This is a genomic window from Mesorhizobium norvegicum (assembly GCF_004919685.1).
Taxonomy (GTDB): domain Bacteria; phylum Pseudomonadota; class Alphaproteobacteria; order Rhizobiales; family Rhizobiaceae; genus Mesorhizobium; species Mesorhizobium norvegicum.
Genome location: NZ_SMYZ01000003.1, coordinates 67347 through 81687, shown reverse-complemented (window position 1 = coordinate 81687; position 14341 = coordinate 67347). Strand labels below are relative to the sequence as shown.

The window sequence follows — 14341 nt, the reverse complement described above, 5'->3', positions numbered from 1 at the left end:
AGCGTGCTTTCTGAATCGGCTCGGTGGCATCTGATGGTAGACGCGGCAAAGAAGGCCGCCGAGGCGCAGGGCTACTCAATGACTCGTGTTCCTGGCCGGGGCCTCTCGAACATTTGGAACATCACTAAGGGCGGCAAGACTGAAATGGCAGCTATCCGAACCACGCGCGATCGTTACATCGCCTTCCCGCCGCTCCAAGGCGGCGCGAAGTGGAAGACGCTCGACGATGTCGAGACCGTCATCGTTGCGACGGTAGACTCGAAGGACGACCCGGAAAACGTCGAGGTTTACATTTTTCCGGCCCACGACGTGCGCAAGCGTTTCAACGCCCACTATGCCGCCCGCTCCAAGGAAGGGCAGACGATCAAGGATAATTTCGGCATGTGGGTAGGGCTCGACCGAGACAATCGTGGCATTGCCGCCAGTGTCGGGACGGGCATTCTCGATCACTACAAGCGTGTCGCGGTCTATTCGATTTCCGATCTGCTCGCCGACAATCCTCACGGAGAGGCGGGCAGCGAAGAGCCCGAGCACGCGCCCGAGACGGTTGAGCCCGGCTTGTCTACGATCGCCGAAGTAATGGCATGGGCAAGAGACCGCGTGGCCCAGCTCGCAGGGGTGCAGGCGGAGGCCGTGAAGCTCGATTTGAAGATCGAGTATTGAAGCGCTCATAATCGGCGCGTCCACTGTGCCAGGACGCGCCGATCGTACCAACTCGCTACTAGCGGCTGCCACTCTGGATGTTGAATTTTTAGAAGATGCGGTGAAAAGCGCGCTCGCTTATAACTTCGGCCATGCCGAACTTCTTTTTTCCAATAACCTGGTTGCTTCCCACTTTCGAGGGCGACGTGTGCGGTAACGACCTGGTGTTGATACACCGGCGCAAGTGGGAAGTGCCTATCTTCGATCTGTATTCCTTGCTTGCCGAACGTCATCCGATCCGGGTGCCGCCCGAGCTGATGAAAGTCTATCTTCAAAGCGTAAACCTGGAATTTGAAACGGCCGCAGCGGATTTCCCTGAGGCTGCCGATCGCATCGATGCATATCGCGCGATGCTGTACCTTCGAGGCACTTGCCCCACCGTCGCGCCCTTCGGGTGCAACACTTCACTCAACGCGTATGCCGGCATCAATGCGAGATCATCTGGCCATCAAGCAACGATGCACGAGGGAATGCGAGAAGGAATTACGCACGCTACGGCACGCGTTGAAACCTGGTCTCACGAGCTGTCTTTCGCCTGCATCGTCGGCGCTCCTGGCCAATTTGTCCGGGACATGGGCGAGGGCGTTGCCAATGGTGCCGAGCGAGACCTTGCAAAATGGCTCACCCTTGAAAAAGAAACGCCCGTACTCCGCGCCGCGCGTCGTGCTCTGGTCAAGGCTCCACTGATGCCAGACCTGGGAAGCTCGATCCTGCATATATGGCAAGGCATCGAAGGCCTCTTTCCCTCGATCAGCACCGAGATAACGTTTCGGACATCGTTGCTCCTGGCCGAACTACTCGTCCCGCTTCACCCCCGGTCACTTACCTATGAGACCGCGAAAAAGAGCTACAGTGACCGCAGCAAGATTTCGCATGGTTCGCAAAAACCGGTCAGCATGGAGCATTGGGCGCGAGCGTGGTTGCTTTTGCGAGACGCACTGCAAGCGATTCTCCTGCATGGGAGTATGCCAAGCGAAGAGGATCTGACACGCAGTCTGCTCAAAGACGATTGATCTGCCGCGCCGCAGTCGCATCGGGCAGTCGCGTGCAACGCGGCAACAGGCGAGATGGCCGAAGCATTCTCGGCCTCCGATGGCGCTTGGCTGAATATCTGCAATGCGCCGCATGCAGCGGCTGCCTAAGGCTTCAGCCGCTCGCTTTGTCGAGTTCGGCCATGTCGGTGGCGCTCAGCTTCAGCGACGCCGCCTTGATCAGGCTGTCCATCTGCTCGGGCTTGGTGGCGCTGGCGATCGGTGCGGTGACACCTGGCCGTGCGATAACCCAGGCAAGCGCGACCTCCGCCTGCTTGGCCGAATGCCTGGCCGACACCGCGTCGAGTGCTGCAAGGATGCGCATGCCGCGCGCATTGAGGTAGTCTTTCACCCCGCCGCCACGCGGGCTTTGACCGAGATCGGCCTCGCTGCGGTATTTGCCGCTGAGAAAACCCTTGGCCAGGCTGAAATAGGTGATGACGCCGATGTCCTCGGCCACGCAAAGATCGCGCAGCGGCCCGTCGAAGGACGAGCGATCGTAGAGATTGTATTCCGGCTGCAGCACCTCGTAGCGCGGCAGGCTGCGCAGGCTCGCCACATCGAGTGCCGCACGCAACTGGCCGGCGTCGAGGTTCGAGCAGCCGGCATAGCGGATCTTGCCCTTGGCGAGCAGCTTCTCATAGGCGCCAAGGGTTTCCTCATAGGGTGTCGTCGGATCCGGCCAATGCGACAGATAGAGGTCGATGACATCGGTCTGCAGCCGCTTCAGCGACGCGTCGACGGCCTTTTCGATGTATGCGGCGGACAGGTCCTTGTGCCCTTGTCCCATATCCGAACCGACCTTGGTGATCACCACGACCTTGTCGCGATTGCCACGGTCTTTCATCCACTTGCCGATGATGGTTTCCGACTCACCGCCCTTGTGGCCGGAGACCCAGCGCGAATAAGCGTCCGCAGTGTCGATGGCGTTGAGACCGGCCCCGACGAAGCGGTCGAGCAGGTCGAACGAGGTTTTCTCGTCGGCGGTCCAGCCGAAGACATTGCCGCCCAGAACCAGCGGCGCGATGGACAGGTCGGTGCGACCGAGACGGCGTTTCTGCAAGGCGTATCTCCGGGATGATTGGGGCGGGCGAATGGCGCCTGCGGGCTGAGGTTCTGAGCCTAACCTAGGTCTTGCCTGATCGAGGTCAAAGGCCTGGTCGCCTTTTTCCGCAGAGCCAGCTTCACAAAGGCGCGACCTGCCTGGCGACATCCTCCAGCCAGTGGTCGCGGATGCCCAGCGCCTTGAGATGCTCCAGCGTGCTGAGCACATAGTCCTCGTTGTTGCCGGACTGGCCGACCGCGCCGCGCACCACGGCCGCCGCATCCGCCGCGTCGAGCGCACCGGCATATTGCTCGTGCTGGCGGTCGACGATGTAGGCTACCGCATCGACCGTGCCACCGCCGTCGAGGCGAATTTTGAGCATGCGCTCGAGATAGACGTTGGTGACCAGTTCACGCTCGCGCAGATAGGCGATGACCTCGTCGCGCAAGCCGCCGGGAACGCGGAACGCCAGACCGATGCAGGAGCCGCCGCGGTCGAGGCCGAGCACCAGACCGGGTCGCTCACGCGTGCCGCGATGCACGAAGGAATAGACGCAGAGCGAGCGGCGGTAGCCATGCAGGCGCGCGCGCTGGGTCTCGACATGCGCGAAACCCGGCCGCCAGATCAGCGAACCATAGCCAAACACCCAAAAATCGCCCATATCGCCGCGCCTGATTGCAAAAGAGTGGCAGCACCACAGGGAATCGGTGTTTTTTCCGCCCGTCTCTGTCTACCTATTCGTCTCTGTCTACCTGTTGTTGGCGGAATCGACTGTCCGTCCAACACCCATGCGTTAACGAGAGCCAAAGCATGACGTCAAGTGACGAACGCCAGCCGAGCAACAACCGCCGCCGCCTGTTTTGGCTTGCTGCGTTCGTCCTCGTGCTGTTCGCCATCTACAGCGGCGGCTGGTTCTATCTGGCTGACCGGGTGAGGAGCGAGGCCGACAAGGCGGTTGCCACGCTCAACAAGACTGGCGTCGAGGCCGGCTGCGCCAACCTCCAGGTCAGCGGCTATCCCCTGAGCTTTACCGTCTCCTGCGACAACCTGGCCTATGAGGACGATGACAGGAACATCGCCGCTTCGGCCGGCAGCTTCAACGCAGCCGCCCAGATCATCCAGCCTCTGTCACCGGTTGCCAATCTGCGCGGTCCGCTCAGGACCTCCGTTCCGGACATGGTGCCGCTGTGGATCGACTGGGACAATCTGCAAGCCAACGTCAAACTGTGGTGGCCGCTGCCGCAGAGGATTTCCCTGGAGGCGGAGGGCCTGTCCGGCCAGACCGATCCGGCCGACGACACCGATCCGGTGCAACTGTTCAGCGCCGGCAAGGCATCAGGTCAGTTGCAGCCGAACGGTGGCGATATCGACTATGTCGGCAGTTTTGGCGATCTCGAGATCGACCCTGACGCGATTGGCGGGCGCGTGCTGCCGGCGCTCGACGCCAGCGGCGACGTCACGCTGAGGAACGGCGTCGCGCTGATCGGCACGCAGGTGAAGAGCCTGCGCGGCCAGGCGATCGAAATCCGCAACCTCGACCTGTCGTCGGGGACGGCGCGCATCACTGTTTCGGGACCGCTCTCGGTCGATGCCGAGGGCCTGGTCAACGCCGATCTGATGATCAGGCTGAAGGACCCGAAGGCGGTGGCGGCCATCCTGGGCGCCGCCATACCCGAGCAGAAAAGCCAGATCGAGCAGGGCTTTGCTGCCCTGGCGGTGCTCGGCAACGAACCGTCGATGCCGCTCAAGGTGGTCAAGGGCAAGGCCTCGCTCGGCTTCATTCCGCTGGGCAAGATCAAGCCGGTGGAATAGCGCTGCCATGGCAAGACCCGTGAGGTTGCTGAATGTTGGCGCCCTGACCCTGGACACCATCCTGCGTGTCGAGACACTGCCCGTGCATCAGGGCAAGTTCATCGCCTCCGACGGCGTCCAGATCGCCTCGGGCATGGCCACGAGCGCTGCCTGTGCCGCCCACCGCCTGGGCGCCGAGGTATCGCTATGGGCGAGTGTCGGCGACGATGCCGTCGCCGACCAGCTCATCGCCGGCATCGAGGCCGAAGGCGTCGATTGCACCTTTGTGCGCCGCGTCAGCGGCGCCCGCTCGGCGCTGGCCTCGATCCTGGTCGACGCGCATGGCGAGCGCATCATCGTGCCTTTCTATGACAGGCTTGCCCAGGCCGATCCCGAAGCCTTGCCGGTCGCCGACCTCATGGCATTCGACGCCGTGCTGGTCGATGTCCGCTGGCCGGGTGCGGCGGCACTTGCCCTGAAGGCCGCGCGTGCCGGCGGCCGTCCGGCGATCCTCGATGCCGACACCGCACCGCTGGAGGTCCTGGAACGTCTGTTGCCGCTCGCCACGCACATCGTCGCTTCGGAGCCAGCGGCGCGCATTGTCTGCGGCCAGCCGCTCGATCCGGAAACGGCTTGCGCCGATCTCGCCAGCCGCACCGACGCCTTTGTCGCGGTGACCGGCGGCGCGGCGGGGAGTTGGTGGCACGACCGTTCCGCAGGCTGTGTGCGCCACGTCGCGGCGCCGAGAATCAAGGCGGTGGATACGCTCGCCGCCGGCGATGTCTTTCACGGCGCCTTCGCCGTCGGGCTGGCGGAAGCCATGCCGGTCGAGCAGGCTTTGCGCTTTGCCAGTGCGGCCGCCGCGCTCAAATGCCTGCGCTTCGGCGGCAGGCTCGGTGCCCCGGACCGCGGCGAGACTTTGGCCATGGTTGCCGCGACCTGGCCGACATCCCAAAAAGGATAAGGGAGCTGAGATTCAGGTCAGGCCGAGTCGAAAATGGCTGATACCGAGAACCGGAGCGGAGCGTACTTGAAGTACGTGAGCACCGGAAGCGCAGGTATCAGCCATTTGCAGGCCGGCCTCATCTGAATGTCAGCTCCCTTTAGGGTGTTCGACCGCCTGGCGGCCAAAATCCGGCACGTCGATGTCCTGGCCGGCCTCGATGATCGAGCGGCGCACGGCGCGGGTGCGGGTGAACAGATCGAAGAGTTTTTCGCCGTCACCCCAGCGGATCGCGCGTTGCAGCGACGCCAGATCTTCCGAGAACCGCGCCAGCATTTCGAGGATGGCATCCTTGTTGTGCAGGCATACATCCCGCCACATGGTCGGGTCGGAGGCGGCAAGGCGGGTGAAGTCGCGGAAGCCCGAAGCCGAATATTTGATCACTTCGGATTTGGTCACCGACTGCAGGTCATCGGCGGTGCCGACGATGTTGTAGGCGATGATGTGCGGCAAATGCGAGACGATGGCCAGCGTCATGTCGTGATGCTGGGGATCCATGGTGTCGATGTTGGCGCCGCAGCGGCGCCAGAATTCCGACAGCCTCTCCAGCGCGTCCGGGTCGGTGTCGGGCAACGGCGTGAAGATGCACCAGCGATTGTCGAACAGGTCGGCGAAACCGGCATCCGGGCCGGATTTTTCCGTACCCGCCAGCGGGTGGCCGGGAATGAAATGGACGCCGGCTGGCACATAAGGCTGCATCTGCGCGATGACAGAGGCCTTGGTCGAGCCGACATCGGTGAGGATCGCGCCCTTCTTCAGCGCCGGCGCGATTTCTTCGGCCACCGCGCCGGATGAGCCGACCGGCACCGAGACGATGACCAGATCGGCATCGCGGACCGCTTCTCTCGCATCCGTGGTGTAGGAATCACCCAGCCCAAGCTGCTCAGCCCGCGCCAGCGTCGCGGCACTGCGGGTCGAGATGGCGACGTGACGGGCCAGACCCTCACGGCGGATGACGCGGGCCAGCGACGAGCCGATCAGGCCGATGCCGACCAGCGCGATCTTTTCAAACATCGGTGATGTCATGGTGTTCTAGCTTTTCAGGAATGTCGTGAGAGCGGCGACAACGCCGCGATTGGCCTCTTCGGTGCCGACGGTCATGCGCAGCGCGTTGGGAAAGCCGTAGCCGGAAACGCGCCGCAATATATAGCCGCGCGCTGTCAGATAGTCGTCCGCCGCCGCTGCGGAATGTTTCTGGTCCTCGGGAAAATGAATGAGGATGAAATTGCCGACGCTGGGCGTCACCCGCAACCCGAGCCCGATCATCTGTTCGCTCAGCCAGGTCAGCCAGGTCTCGTTATGCGCCACGCTGCGCTCGACATGGGCGCGGTCGCGGATCGCGGCGATGCCGGCCTCGATCGCCGTCGCATTGACATTGAAGGGCCCCCGCACGCGGTTGATGGCGTCGACGATATGCATCGGCGCATACATCCAGCCGATCCGCGCCCCGCCAAGGCCGATCTTGGAGAAGGTGCGGGTCATCACCACGTTCTCGGCGCTGCCGACCAGTTCGATGCCGGCTTCATAGTCGTTGCGGCGGACATATTCGGCATAGGCCGCGTCGAGCACCAGAAGCACGTGCCTGGGCAGGCCGGCATGCAGCCGGCGCACCTCCTGGAACGGCACATAGGTGCCGGTCGGGTTGTTGGGATTGGCCAGGAACACGATCTTGGTGCGCGGCGTGACGGCGGCCAGGATGGCGTCGATATCGGCGCGCTCGTCTCTTTCCTTGATCGTCACCGGAACGGCGCCAGCCGACTGGATGTAGATCTTGTAGACCATGAAGGCGTGTTCGGTGATGACGGCCTCGTCGCCGGGCGCCAGATAGGTCTGCGCCAGCAGGCCGAGGATCTCGTCGGAACCGTTGGAGCAGATGATGTTGGCTGGGTTGAGGCCATGCACCTCGGCGATCGCTTCGCGCAACCGCCTGGCGGTGCCGTCGGGATAGATGTCGAGCTTGCCGGCAATCTCGCGCGCGGCTTCGATCGCCTTTGGCGAGGGACCGAGCGGATTCTCGTTCGAGGACAGCTTGTAGACCTTGGCGACGCCGGCAGGCGCCGTGCTCTTGCCGGGCACATAGGCGTCGATGTCCATGATGCCCGCGCGCGGGGTTGGACGTGCCTTGTCCGGTGTCTGGTTCATATCGCAAAATCCGTCGAGAACGCTTCCTGAGGGAAGCCGCAGCGGAAATACAAGCCGTGGCCCGCAATGTCGAGAGGTGACAGCCTCTGCACCAAGGCGGGCCGTTGACGCCGGCGCGCCACGGTCCTAGAAGAGGTGCGAACTTCCGTGGTGATTTGGCCGGTCGGCTTGCAGCCACGTTAAACAACTTGCTAAAGGGCCGTTTGCATCCTGTAACCGGCTTTGCGACTGCAATGCCGGTTTTTTGTTGTCCGCGCCGGCCGGACATCGGCATCGATTTTCGAAAAGCACGGTGCCGTGGATTCAAAGTGTGAGATGGATGTCATGGCCGTTCTGCGCGCCCGCAAAACCAACAACGAGGCCGACCAGCCGTCGAGCCCGGTTTTGCGTTTTGGCTCCGACAAGCCGCTCAAGCTGGATGCCGGCACGCTGCTGTCGCCGTTCCAGATCGCCTACCAGACCTACGGCACGCTGAACGACGCCCGCTCCAACGCCATCCTCGTCTGCCATGCGCTGACCGGCGACCAGCACGTCGCCAGCACCAATCCGGTGACCGGCAAGCCGGGCTGGTGGGAAGTGCTGATCGGCCCCGGCAAGATCATCGACACCAACCGCTTCTTCGTCATCTGCTCCAATGTCATCGGCGGTTGTCTTGGGTCCACCGGACCGGCCTCGACCAACCCCGCCACCGGCAAGCCTTATGGGCTCGACCTGCCGATCATCACCATCCGCGACATGGTGCGGGCACAGCAGATGCTGATCGACCATTTCGGCATCGAAAAACTGTTCTGCGTGCTCGGCGGCTCGATGGGCGGCATGCAGGTGCTGGAATGGGCGTCGAGTTATCCGGAGCGCGTCTTCTCGGCGCTGCCGATCGCCACCGGCGCGCGCCATTCCTCGCAAAACATCGCCTTCCATGAGGTCGGCCGGCAGGCTGTCATGGCCGATCCGGACTGGCATGGCGGCAAATATTTCGAGCAAGGCAAACGCCCGGAAAAGGGCCTGGCGGTGGCGCGCATGGCCGCCCACATCACCTATCTGTCGGAAGCCGCCCTGCACAGGAAATTCGGCCGCAATCTGCAGGATCGCGAAGCGCTGACCTTCGGCTTCGATGCCGACTTCCAGATCGAAAGCTATCTGCGCCACCAGGGCATGACCTTCGTCGATCGCTTCGACGCCAATTCCTACCTCTACATGACGCGGGCGATGGACTATTTCGACCTCGCCGCCGACCATGGCGGCCGGTTGGCCGACGCCTTCGCCGGCACCAAAACCCGCTTCTGCCTGGTGTCCTTCACCTCGGACTGGCTGTTTCCGACCGAGGAGAGCCGCTCGATCGTGCATGCGCTCAACGCGGCCGGCGCGTCGGTATCCTTCGTCGAGATCGAGACTGACCGTGGCCACGATGCCTTCCTGCTCGATGAGCCGGAACTGTTTGCCGCCATCAACGGCTTCATCGGCTCGGCCGCCCGAGCGAGAGGGCTCAGCGCATGACCCCGAAAAGTTGCAGACTTTTCGGATCGGGATCATGCGCCAGGCAGGAGGCGAAGCCATGAGTGTCAACCGCGACCAGCGCGTCGACCTCGAGGTCGTCGCCAACCTCATCCCGCCACAGTCCCGCGTGCTCGACGTCGGCTCGGGCGACGGCTCGCTGCTCGAGCTGCTGCAGGACACCAAGCAGGTCGACGGCCGTGGACTGGAGCTGTCGCAGCGCGGCGTCAACGAATGCGTGGCGCGCGGCCTCTCGGTCATCCAGGGCGATGCCGACAAGGACCTCGAATTCTATCCCGACAAGGGTTTTGACTTCGTCGTCCTGTCGCAGACGCTGCAGGCCACCCGCAACCCGAAGCTGGTGCTCGACGAACTGCTCAGGATCGGCAACCGCGCCATCGTCTCCTTCCCCAATTTCGGCCATTGGCGGGTGCGCCTGTCGCTGTTCATCCAGGGCCGCATGCCGGTGACCAAGGACCTGCCCTATTCCTGGTATGACACGCCCAACATCCACTTCTGCACCATCCGCGACTTCGTCAATCTGTGCGACGAGCTTGGCGCGACCGTGGAAAAAGCGACCGCGCTCGACGCCAATGGCCAGAAGATCGGCCTGTCGATGCCATGGTGGTTCTGGAATTTCTTCGGCCAGCAGGCCGTGTTCTTGCTGAAGCGGTAGCAGCCGCCCGCTATTCCAGAACATCCGTTGCCTTGTGCGGATGTTCGACGCCGTCGGCGAACACCACGTCGGACACCGAATTATCCGTGCGCAGCGCCAGTATCGCCTGGTAGGCTGGCGAATTGTACCAGCCGCGCGCATGCTGCCTGTCGGGAAATTCGATGATGATCAGATGGCCCGGCCAGTCGTTCTCGACCACTTCCACATCGCCGCCATGAATCAGAAAACGGCCGCCGAAAGGTTCCAGCGTGGCATCGATCTTGTGCAGATATTCGACGATCTGCGGACCCATCGTGGCATGGCGCATGTGGGCAACGGCGTAGGCGGTCATGACTTTACTCCTTGTCATCAAAGCCGAGTTACCGGCCTCGCAAGGGCAATCTGACCAAACGTCGAGCGCGAAGCGATTACGTCTGAGGTAATGGAATACATGCTATCTTGTCACGGCGGGTCGCTTCCATGGTGATTCGCAAGTGCTCTGCGCGGTAATGCTGTTGCAATTGGAACGCTAACGACGGAATTCGTTATCTCGCACGGGTTGAGTACCGGCACGGTGGGTGACATGGGCAGCTGTTTTTTGTAGCGTCGCGTCGAAGATGATGACCGGAAAGGAAAAGTCCGATCCATTCGACCGTTCTGAAAATCGAAAAATCCTGGATAGACGCGCAGTCCTGCGCAGGAAACAGCTGACACGACATGGCCGGGATCATCGAAGACACACCTCTCATCACGGTCATAACGCCGACCCACAACCGGCGCGAAACAGTGTTGCGCGCCGTGGAAAGCGTGCTGTCCCAGGGCATGCCCAGGTTCGAGCATATTGTCGTCGACGATGGCTCGACCGATGGAACCGAGGCGGCGCTGGCGCGCATCCAGGATCCGCGGCTGATCTATGTCGGCGCAAAATGGCGAGGCGCCAACGCCGCCAGGAATGCCGGCATCGAGCGCGCACGGGCGCCGGTGGTGACCTTCCTTGATTCCGACGACGTCTACCTGCCGCACCGGCTTGAACGGACCCTGGCCTGGTTCGATGACAATCCCGCACTTCAGGTGCTGATCAGCTCGTTTGTCTCCTTGAAGGGCAATCGCGCCACCAACTGCGTCAACCGCGATGCATTTGTGAGCCCGACGATGCTGGAGCGGACGCTGGTCGCGCAGACGATCTTCATTGCCGGCTCCGCGATAACCGCCCGCCGCGAGGCCCTGCTGGGCATTGGCGGCTACGACAGCGACATCACCCGGATGCAGGACCGGGAATTGCTGCTGCGGCTTGCTCGCCGCCATGGCGCGCGCTTGTCCGAGGACATCGATTGGACGAAATACAATTCGGAAAACTCGATTTCGGGCCGCCGTGACGGCTATGTCGAGGCCTATGCGAATCTGATGGACAAACACCCGCACATTGCCCGCGCCTACCCGCACATTCCGCCCTACATGATCTCGCGGCAGATCATCGCCGATATCCTCAGAGGTCGGATACCGGAGGCATTCAAGGGCTACATGGCCAATCGCGAGTCGAAAGCGCTCGGCTACTCGCTGCCGGAGCTGATGCACGGCTATGTCCATGGCCGGCGCTGGCGCCGCGATCTCTACAATGAGTTCCGCGACAAGTTTGGCGCCCGGCCGGCCTAAATTCGGCAAGATTCAGCGGTCGAGTTCCGGAAAATACGGATCCGACAAGAACCGCCTGTCCCGCTCGCCTTGCAGACAGTCTATCGGCGTAGCCGCGTCGACGGGAATGATCCTGTCCTGAATGCCACTCACTTCGAGGATCAGCTTGCGCCGGATGGCTGTCGAGAACTCGGCGGCGGCATAGATCGGCAGCACGAAGGAACCGGGCCCACCGGTCACGCACTGTGCATAATACTGGTCGAGATGGCTGAAGGTGGGCGACGGATTGATCAGGATCGGCAGTCCGTTGACGACGATGCCTTTGGCGATTGCCTCATCACGCGTCGCGGTGACCGGCGGCCCGATATTGTTTGGACCATCACCGGAGATATCGATGACGCTGCGTTCGCCCTCGAAAGAAGTGCGATCGAAAAGCTCGGTGCCGAAGGCCAGCGCACCGGAAATCGAGGTGCCGCGGAAGCTCCGGAACGGGCGGGCCGCGACCTTGTCGGCAAAGCTGTTGGCGCTCTCGGCGCTGTCGATGATCTGCCAGCCGATGACCGCGTCATCGCGCACCGTGCCGGCCCATTCGAAATAGGCGAGCGCGATGCGGCCCGTGGCGCCGGCGCGGACGGCCCGGATGAAGTCGGGATGCCGCAGCGCTTCGACATAACCGGCGCGCTGCAGGGCGAACTCCTTCTCGTCCATCGACAGCGAGATGTCGACCGCCAGCACCAACTCGACGTCCACAGCCAGCGCATCCGTCGGCGAGCCGGCGGGCGCGGCCTGGGCGCAGGCAAGACAGGCAAGCAGGCGCAGAGCATCAAGCATGGCCGTCGCCAGGGTTGTTTCTCCCGGAGAGCTTCCCTCGCGATCACGGCAAAATAAAGCTTTGCGCCGGCAATCCGGATATCGGCCTATGTCTTGCGGCGGGCGCCGGCTGGCGGCGGTTCGATAGCACCCGCCCTGATGCGAGCAGGTTTCAACGCCGGCGCGCCGGAATCCTTGACGATCGTCAACGCGCGCGGAAAGAACTGATTGTTGTGCAGGCCGCGTCCGATGTTGAGGATCGCGGCGCCGGGCAAACGCTTCTCCAGCATCGACAGCACGCGCCGCAGGGAGGGCCCGTCGAACGCATCCATGGCTTCGTCGATGATCACCCATTTCGGTTGGCGCAAGGCGAGCCTGGCGAAGGCCAACGAGCGCTGTTCGTCATCGCCCAGTTCGTGATCCCAGCGCCCGGCGCGGTCGAGCGACGACGACAGCCGTTCCAGACCAACCTCGGCAAGCACCGCCGAAATGTCGGCATCGCTCGCCGGCACAGCTCCGTTCGGGTGATCGAGGACCTCGCGCAACGTACCGGCCGGGAAATAAGGGACGCGCGGCACGAATATGAGGGTTTCTCCCGCCGGCAGGCCGATCCGCCCCCTTCCCCATGGCCACAGGCCGGCAATGGCGCGGAAGAACAGCGTCTTGCCGGCGCCCCGGTCGCCGGTGATCATGACGCGCTCGCCGGCACGGATTTCGACATGCTCGTCGGCGAGCCTGGTGCAGCCCTCCGGCGAAGCCACTTCGAGCTTCTCGAAAGTCAGGCTGCCATTGGCGTTTTGATCAAAAGCGATGCGCTTTTCCGTGTCGTGCAGCACATCGGTTTCATCGAGCGCGATGCGAAAATCGGCGACACGCATCAGCGTGGCGCGCCAATCGGCGATGCTGCCTATGTTGTTGATGAACCAGCGCAGGGAAGAGTGGACCTGGTTGAAGGCACCTACCGCCATCATCAGTCCGCCAAAGCTGATATCCCCTGAGAAATAAACCGGCGAGGCGACCAGGATGGGTGCCACGACGGTGATCCAGCCATAGGTATCGGTCACCCAGGACAGGTTGATCTGGGCGGTGTAGATGCGCCGCATGGCGCCCAGCACTGTGCCGAGGTCGAGTTCAAGCCGTCGCCTGGCGTCGGCCTCGCCATGGTACAACGCAATGGCATCGACATTCTCGTTGACGCGCACCATCGAGGAGCGCAGCTCGGCTTCCCGCGTGTAGCGGTTGCTGTTCAGGCTGATGAGCGGGCGCCCGACCAGCCAGCTCAACCAGGAGGCGATGCCGGCATAGAGGATGGCGGCCCAGACCATGTAGCCCGGTATGGCCAGCGACGTCCCGCCGATATGGAACACGAAGCCCGAGGACAGCTCCCACAGCACGCCGACGAAGGACACGAGCAGGATGCACGACTGCAGCAGGCCGACGCCGAGATCGGTCGACAGGTCGGACAGATGCGCGGCGTCCTGCTGCATGCGCTGGTCGGGATTGACGCCGATGGCGCCGGCATTGGCCTGCCGGAAGGCGCGCGCCGGCCGCATCCACTGGTCGATCAGGTCCAGCGTCAGCGCCTCGCGCAGCTTGAGCCTGATCATCTGGTTGAGCCAGGTCTGGCCGATGTTGAGCACCAGCAGCCCGCCGGCGATCATTGCAAAGACGAGAAGCTGGTGCACAAACGCCGCCATGTCGCGGCGCGCAAGCGCATCGTAGAAAGGCTGATTCCAGCGGTTGAGCAGAACCTGGCCGATCGACGTTGCGATGATCACGGCCATGATGCCGACCGATGTCCACAGCAACCACTTGCGAACCGGCGATCCCGCCAGCGCCCGCCTGATCGTCGCCACCTGATCGCTCAGGCTGCTGGCTTCGACGGCCACGGCAACCGGCTGAGCGGCGGCGGCATTGCCCGGTTGATCAGCCATGGCCGAGGTCCTTGCGTTCAGTGCTGAAACCGGTTGGAGAGACTTGAAGGCATCCGTCGTTCACATGGGCTGCCAAATGGGCTGTCAGTCCACTTGCGACAGATA

The 14341-nt window shown here is 62.9% G+C and carries 14 protein-coding genes and 1 riboswitch; of the genes, 7 read left to right on the top strand and 7 right to left on the bottom strand.

The window, feature by feature from the left end; all coding sequences use genetic code 11:
* Positions 1-33 precede the first annotated feature (33 nt).
* Together FCU66_RS01545 and FCU66_RS01540 are read left to right on the top strand one after the other, a co-directional pair.
* Complete coding sequence (locus tag FCU66_RS01545; protein WP_206077165.1) at positions 34-663, top strand: hypothetical protein; 630 nt, start codon at positions 34-36, stop codon at positions 661-663.
* A gap of 131 nt (positions 664-794) precedes the next feature.
* Positions 795-1715, top strand: a complete 921-nt coding sequence (locus FCU66_RS01540; RefSeq protein WP_206077166.1) for a hypothetical protein — start codon at positions 795-797, stop codon at positions 1713-1715.
* Positions 1716-1848: 133 nt separating this feature from the next.
* Here FCU66_RS01540 and FCU66_RS01535 read toward each other — a convergent pair whose 3' ends face one another.
* Complete coding sequence (locus FCU66_RS01535) at positions 1849-2796, bottom strand: aldo/keto reductase (RefSeq protein WP_136620349.1); 948 nt, start codon at positions 2794-2796, stop codon at positions 1849-1851.
* A gap of 121 nt (positions 2797-2917) precedes the next feature.
* Positions 2918-3439, bottom strand: coding sequence for a gamma-glutamylcyclotransferase (locus FCU66_RS01530; RefSeq protein ID WP_136620350.1), 522 nt, complete (start codon positions 3437-3439; stop codon positions 2918-2920).
* 149 nt (positions 3440-3588) lie between these two features.
* On the opposite strand from FCU66_RS01530, the gene FCU66_RS01525 reads away from it, so the two are divergent.
* Together FCU66_RS01525 and FCU66_RS01520 are read left to right on the top strand one after the other, a co-directional pair.
* Positions 3589-4590, top strand: a complete 1002-nt coding sequence (locus tag FCU66_RS01525; RefSeq protein ID WP_136620351.1) for a DUF2125 domain-containing protein — start codon at positions 3589-3591, stop codon at positions 4588-4590.
* Between the two features lie 7 nt (positions 4591-4597).
* Positions 4598-5533, top strand: coding sequence for a sugar kinase (locus FCU66_RS01520; protein WP_136620352.1), 936 nt, complete (start codon positions 4598-4600; stop codon positions 5531-5533).
* A gap of 129 nt (positions 5534-5662) precedes the next feature.
* On the opposite strand, the gene FCU66_RS01515 is transcribed toward FCU66_RS01520, so the two are convergent.
* A complete protein-coding gene (locus FCU66_RS01515; RefSeq protein ID WP_181956521.1) occupies positions 5663-6598 on the bottom strand; it encodes a prephenate/arogenate dehydrogenase family protein in 936 nt (311 codons plus the stop codon).
* 6 nt (positions 6599-6604) lie between these two features.
* Entirely contained in the window at positions 6605-7714 is a 1110-nt protein-coding gene (gene hisC, locus FCU66_RS01510) for a histidinol-phosphate transaminase (protein WP_136620354.1), read from the bottom strand.
* A 137-nt stretch (positions 7715-7851) separates the two neighbouring features.
* Positions 7852-7929, top strand: a riboswitch (SAM riboswitch).
* Positions 7930-8038: 109 nt separating this feature from the next.
* Here hisC and metX point away from each other — a divergent pair.
* On the top strand, positions 8039-9208 hold the full coding sequence (gene metX, locus FCU66_RS01505) for a homoserine O-acetyltransferase MetX (protein ID WP_136620355.1): 1170 nt from the start codon (positions 8039-8041) through the stop codon (positions 9206-9208).
* A gap of 58 nt (positions 9209-9266) precedes the next feature.
* Positions 9267-9881 carry a methionine biosynthesis protein MetW gene (gene metW / locus FCU66_RS01500; protein WP_023757246.1) on the top strand — a complete coding sequence of 205 codons (615 nt, stop codon included), beginning with the start codon at positions 9267-9269 and terminating at the stop codon, positions 9879-9881.
* Positions 9882-9891: 10 nt separating this feature from the next.
* On the opposite strand, the gene FCU66_RS01495 is transcribed toward metW, so the two are convergent.
* A complete protein-coding gene (locus FCU66_RS01495) occupies positions 9892-10212 on the bottom strand; it encodes a DUF1330 domain-containing protein (protein ID WP_136620356.1) in 321 nt (106 codons plus the stop codon).
* Positions 10213-10577: 365 nt separating this feature from the next.
* Between FCU66_RS01495 and FCU66_RS01490 the strand changes: the two genes are divergently transcribed.
* Positions 10578-11513 (top strand): glycosyltransferase family 2 protein, encoded by a 936-nt coding sequence (locus FCU66_RS01490; protein WP_136620357.1) that lies wholly within the window; start codon positions 10578-10580, stop codon positions 11511-11513.
* A 12-nt stretch (positions 11514-11525) separates the two neighbouring features.
* On the opposite strand, the gene FCU66_RS01485 is transcribed toward FCU66_RS01490, so the two are convergent.
* Positions 11526-12323 carry a DUF1194 domain-containing protein gene (locus FCU66_RS01485; protein ID WP_136620358.1) on the bottom strand — a complete coding sequence of 266 codons (798 nt, stop codon included), beginning with the start codon at positions 12321-12323 and terminating at the stop codon, positions 11526-11528.
* Positions 12324-12409: 86 nt separating this feature from the next.
* Positions 12410-14236 (bottom strand): ABC transporter ATP-binding protein/permease, encoded by a 1827-nt coding sequence (locus FCU66_RS01480; protein WP_136620359.1) that lies wholly within the window; start codon positions 14234-14236, stop codon positions 12410-12412.
* Between the last annotated feature and the right edge of the window lie 105 nt (positions 14237-14341).

What these genes read in the sequence shown, in the direction of transcription:
- FCU66_RS01545 (WP_206077165.1), top strand. Translation starts at nt 34, where the DNA reads ATGGTAGACGCGGCAAAGAAGGCCGCCGAGGCGCAGGGCTACTCAATG.
- FCU66_RS01540 (WP_206077166.1), top strand. Translation starts at nt 795, where the DNA reads ATGCCGAACTTCTTTTTTCCAATAACCTGGTTGCTTCCCACTTTCGAG.
- FCU66_RS01530 (WP_136620350.1), bottom strand. Translation starts at nt 3,439, where the DNA reads ATGGGCGATTTTTGGGTGTTTGGCTATGGTTCGCTGATCTGGCGGCCG.
- FCU66_RS01525 (WP_136620351.1), top strand. Translation starts at nt 3,589, where the DNA reads ATGACGTCAAGTGACGAACGCCAGCCGAGCAACAACCGCCGCCGCCTG.
- FCU66_RS01520 (WP_136620352.1), top strand. Translation starts at nt 4,598, where the DNA reads ATGGCAAGACCCGTGAGGTTGCTGAATGTTGGCGCCCTGACCCTGGAC.
- FCU66_RS01515 (WP_181956521.1), bottom strand. Translation starts at nt 6,598, where the DNA reads ATGACATCACCGATGTTTGAAAAGATCGCGCTGGTCGGCATCGGCCTG.
- hisC (WP_136620354.1), bottom strand. Translation starts at nt 7,714, where the DNA reads ATGAACCAGACACCGGACAAGGCACGTCCAACCCCGCGCGCGGGCATC.
- metX (WP_136620355.1), top strand. Translation starts at nt 8,039, where the DNA reads ATGGCCGTTCTGCGCGCCCGCAAAACCAACAACGAGGCCGACCAGCCG.
- metW (WP_023757246.1), top strand. Translation starts at nt 9,267, where the DNA reads ATGAGTGTCAACCGCGACCAGCGCGTCGACCTCGAGGTCGTCGCCAAC.
- FCU66_RS01495 (WP_136620356.1), bottom strand. Translation starts at nt 10,212, where the DNA reads ATGACCGCCTACGCCGTTGCCCACATGCGCCATGCCACGATGGGTCCG.
- FCU66_RS01490 (WP_136620357.1), top strand. Translation starts at nt 10,578, where the DNA reads ATGGCCGGGATCATCGAAGACACACCTCTCATCACGGTCATAACGCCG.
- FCU66_RS01485 (WP_136620358.1), bottom strand. Translation starts at nt 12,323, where the DNA reads ATGCTTGATGCTCTGCGCCTGCTTGCCTGTCTTGCCTGCGCCCAGGCC.
- FCU66_RS01480 (WP_136620359.1), bottom strand. Translation starts at nt 14,236, where the DNA reads ATGGCTGATCAACCGGGCAATGCCGCCGCCGCTCAGCCGGTTGCCGTG.